This is a genomic window from Tabrizicola sp. (assembly GCF_051645465.1).
Lineage (GTDB): Bacteria > Pseudomonadota > Alphaproteobacteria > Rhodobacterales > Rhodobacteraceae > Tabrizicola.
Window position 1 is genome coordinate 1 of sequence record NZ_JBOFBI010000333.1, and the last position, 3,613, is coordinate 3,613.

Here is a 3,613-nt window from a genome sequence, read left to right on the forward strand (position 1 = left end):
ACAATTAAAGACGCTGGCCCGCGGCTCAGAACCTTGTGTGCGGCTTGACCTGACAAACTTGCTGCATGCCGCACTAACGGCCGGTCTGGCGAAGCTGCACCGCAAAATCACATCAGGGCCGGGCGGCAGCTATGGGCCGAGTTTGCGGATCGGGCTGCTGCTAGGACAATTCGCCTTGGGCCTCCGTCGCAGCGCATCAGGCGGGTTTCAAGTCCCCCATCAGGGTCGGGATCAGTTCGGACACCGTCGGGTGGACAGGCACGGCCCATTGCAGGGTTCGGTAGTCGGCCCCCGCATGCATCATGTTGAGCACGCTGTGGACCGCCTCATCGCCTTCGATGCCGAGGATCGCCGCTCCGAGGATGCGGCCGGTCGTGGCGTCGACCACGGCCTTCATCAGACCTTGGGTCTCGTCTCGTTCCACCGCTCTGCCCACCCGGGTCATCGGTCGTGAAGCCAGCAAAATGTCATGCCCGGCCGCGCGCGCCTGCGTCTCGGTCAGGCCGACCCGACCCAGCGGCGGGTCGATATAGAGCGCATAGGCCGGGATGCGGTCGCTGACCTTGCGGTCAGCCCCGTCCAGCAGGTTTGCAGCAACGATCTCGTAATCGTTCCAAGCCGTGTGGGTGAAGGCCCCGCGACCGTTGCAGTCTCCAAGCGCCCAGATGCCGGGCGTTGCGGTCTCCAGACAGTCATTCACCGGAATGTAGCCGCGTGCGTCGAGTGTGATCCCCGCCGCTTGCAACCCCAGATCATCGGTATTGGGCGTGCGGCCGACAGCCACGAGCACATCCGAGGCGACAACCTCGGGCGCACCGGCCGCGCAGTTGACGCGCACGGTGGCGCCCTTTACATGCGGCGCGAACCCGATGCAATCCGCGTCGGTGCGTACATGAACACCTTCCGCTTCAAGTATCGCCCGGATCGCCTCCGAAATCTCCGGGTCCTCGCGCGATATCAGCCGGTCGGCGCGTTCGATCACCGTCACCTCCGCACCGAAACGGCGGTACATCTGGGCGATTTCCAGACCGATGTAACTGCCGCCGACGACCGCCAGATGCGCGGGTACGCGGTCCAGATCAAGGATCGTCGTGCTGGTCAGGGTCGGCACATCGCCGATCCCCGGCAAGTCAGGCCGCGCGGGACGCGCGCCCACATTGAGAAAGATGCGCGGCGCGGCAATCTCTTCGCCTGCAACCTCCAGCCGGTTGGGGCCCATGAACCGCGCCTGCGCATGGATCAGGGTCAGCCCCGGCATCCCGTCAAGCCAGGTCTGCAGGCTGGCGCGAGAGGCAGCGACCACGGCTTGGGTGCGGGCCTTGACGCGTGCCATGTCGATCAGCGGGCCTACCGGCAGGGTTATGCCGAAGTCTGAAGCCCTGCGCGCCATGTGCGCGACCTTGGCCGAGGCGACGAGGGTTTTTGTGGGCGTACAACCGACATTGACACAGGTGCCGCCGAGGAGCTTCCGCTCGATCAAAGCAACGGTCATGCCATTGCCGGCTAGGCGGGCGGCCAGGGGCGGCCCGGCCTGACCGGCCCCAATCATGATCGCGTCGAAAGTCCGCATCTTCGGGCTCCGTTTAGGCATCGCCACCCCTGCCGGCCCGCGTTTAGGCGCGTTTGGGGGTGGCGACGGTTTCACTCCGACGGTGCAAGCGCGCCTGTGGAGCTTTCTCCTTCGACAGCCCCGACAGCGCCGATCGCTGCCGCCTCGATCACGTCCGCCACAGCCTTTGGCTGGGTCAGGAACACGACGTGGCTGCCCGGCACCTCGGTCGTCTCGGCTCCAATCCGGCGGGCGGTCGACCGAAGAAGTTCCGGGTCGATCGCGCCGTCTTCGGTCGCGACAACATACCAACTGGGCTTTGTCTGCCAAGCGGCGACCGTGACGGGTGCTGCAAGCGCGGCCATCGCGATCGGCACCTGACTATCGCGCAGGAAGGCTGCATCCGCCTCGCTGGTGTCGCCCGCGAAACCGGCCCGGAACTTCTCGCCGTTCAGGTAGGCGAAACCGTCCGGCTGTTCTTCGGGGACGAAGTTTGGCGGTGGCGGAATTTCGGTATATTGGTCGAGCGTGGACTGGCCGATCTCGGGCGCGAAGGCCGCGACGTAGACAAGGCCCGCGACCTTCGGATCGGTACCCGCCTCGGTGATCACGCTGCCGCCGTAGGAATGCCCGACCAGGATCACCGGGCCGTCCTGCCGGTTCAGCACCCGCTGGGTCGCTGCAACATCGTCGGCGAACGAGGTCAGCGGGTTCTGCACGATGCTGACGGCATAGCCGCGTGCAGTCAGTTCATCATAGACTCCCCGCCAGCCCGATCCGTCAGCAAAGGCACCGTGGACGAGGACGATGTTGCGGATGGGCTCGGCACTTGCGCTAAGGGCGACGCTGCCGACGAGTGCGGCGGCGGCTATGGTTTTCAGGGTACTGGTCATGGTCTTCTCTCCTTTCTGAGGTGGAACACTGGTTGCCGGCACTCGCGGCCAAGGTTTCATCGATCCGAGCATGTGACGGTAATGAGACCAGCTTTGATTTGGTCGGCATGCGTGGCGAGGAGATTGTGCGAGAGACAGGACATGGCCGAGGCCTCTCGCGGGTAAGACTTCGTCCCCTAGTTGGTGGGAACCAGCGAAGCATGATCGACGATATAGCGCCAACCACCCTCGACAGCTTCCGCGACATCCGTGAAACGACCGTTCAGGGTGATCGCATTGCCCCCACCTTTGGGAGTTAGGACCAGAGTATAGAGGCCCCAGGACTGCACGAACCCGCCAGCCTCTAGGTACTGGGCATCGGTGACCTCGACCTCAGCCGAATATGCCGCAAACAATCCGTCATAGGCTGCACTGATTTCTTGCTGACCCATCAGGACGGCCACGTCCGGCGGATAGGCGATCGTGTCGGGCCCATTCATTGCGGCAATCGCGGCAGAGTCGCCCGACTCGACGGCCCTCACCCATGCCAGGACCGGACCACTGAGTCCGTCCTGAACTTTTGCGATCTCTTGTGCACTCACTGTCTGGCCGAGCGGAAGCAAAAGGGCGGTCACAGTTGCAAAGCGGCGCAAGGAATTGAGTATTTTCATCTTCTTTCTCCAGTTGCATTGTACGGTTTGGCTTTCATGAGCCAGTTCGACTCCCTGCTGTCGACACGGGGCCTGGCATGGATGATTGGCGGATTGCGGTCCACCGGCCCAAGACGCGACTAGCCGAAAATCTCCTGCACATGCATCAGATCGGTATACTCCCTGACCATGGCAATCTTTCCGCCGCGAAGCTTGAACAGGAAGAAATACCCGTTCCCGTAGATCTTGCCGGAATGGGTTCTCGCGTGCGAGCGCGCCTCTGCGGCGATGCTGTCCCCCTCGCCGATGACACTGACGATCGTCATGTCCAGGCCGTCCACGTAGGCGGCAAACATGCTGCGAAGCATCGTTGCAGCTTCCGCTTTTGTCTTCGTGCCGGCCAACGGAAAGAGATGCGGCTTACCATTGACCCACCAGGTTGCGTCTTCCGTCATGGCATCGATCATGCCATCGGCATTCGATGTCTTGAAGTTGCCAAGAAATTCGCGCACGACTTGCTTGTTGTCTTTGATGCTCATATC

At 62.9% G+C, this 3,613-nt stretch carries 4 protein-coding genes; all 4 read right to left on the reverse strand.

Translation table 11 applies throughout. The features are described from left to right. Nucleotides 1-196 precede the first annotated feature (196 nt). On the reverse strand, nt 197-1,570 hold the full coding sequence (locus tag ACRCSW_RS21370; RefSeq protein ID WP_438707671.1) for an FAD-containing oxidoreductase: 1,374 nt from the start codon (nt 1,568-1,570) through the stop codon (nt 197-199). Nucleotides 1,571-1,641: 71 nt separating this feature from the next. Continuing rightward, nucleotides 1,642-2,442 carry an alpha/beta fold hydrolase gene (locus ACRCSW_RS21375; RefSeq protein WP_438707672.1) on the reverse strand — a complete coding sequence of 267 codons (801 nt, stop codon included), beginning with the start codon at nt 2,440-2,442 and terminating at the stop codon, nt 1,642-1,644. 176 nt (nt 2,443-2,618) lie between these two features. Further along, nucleotides 2,619-3,092 (reverse strand): YybH family protein, encoded by a 474-nt coding sequence (locus tag ACRCSW_RS21380; RefSeq protein WP_438707673.1) that lies wholly within the window; start codon nt 3,090-3,092, stop codon nt 2,619-2,621. 119 nt (nt 3,093-3,211) lie between these two features. Next, nucleotides 3,212-3,613 (reverse strand): nuclear transport factor 2 family protein (locus tag ACRCSW_RS21385; RefSeq protein WP_438707674.1); only part of this gene is annotated, 402 nt, incomplete at its 5' end.

Coding starts and splice junctions, on each gene's coding strand:
- ACRCSW_RS21380 (WP_438707673.1), bottom strand. CDS start 3,092: ATGAAAATACTCAATTCCTTGCGCCGCTTTGCAACTGTGACCGCCCTT.
- ACRCSW_RS21370 (WP_438707671.1), bottom strand. CDS start 1,570: ATGCGGACTTTCGACGCGATCATGATTGGGGCCGGTCAGGCCGGGCCG.
- ACRCSW_RS21375 (WP_438707672.1), bottom strand. CDS start 2,442: ATGACCAGTACCCTGAAAACCATAGCCGCCGCCGCACTCGTCGGCAGC.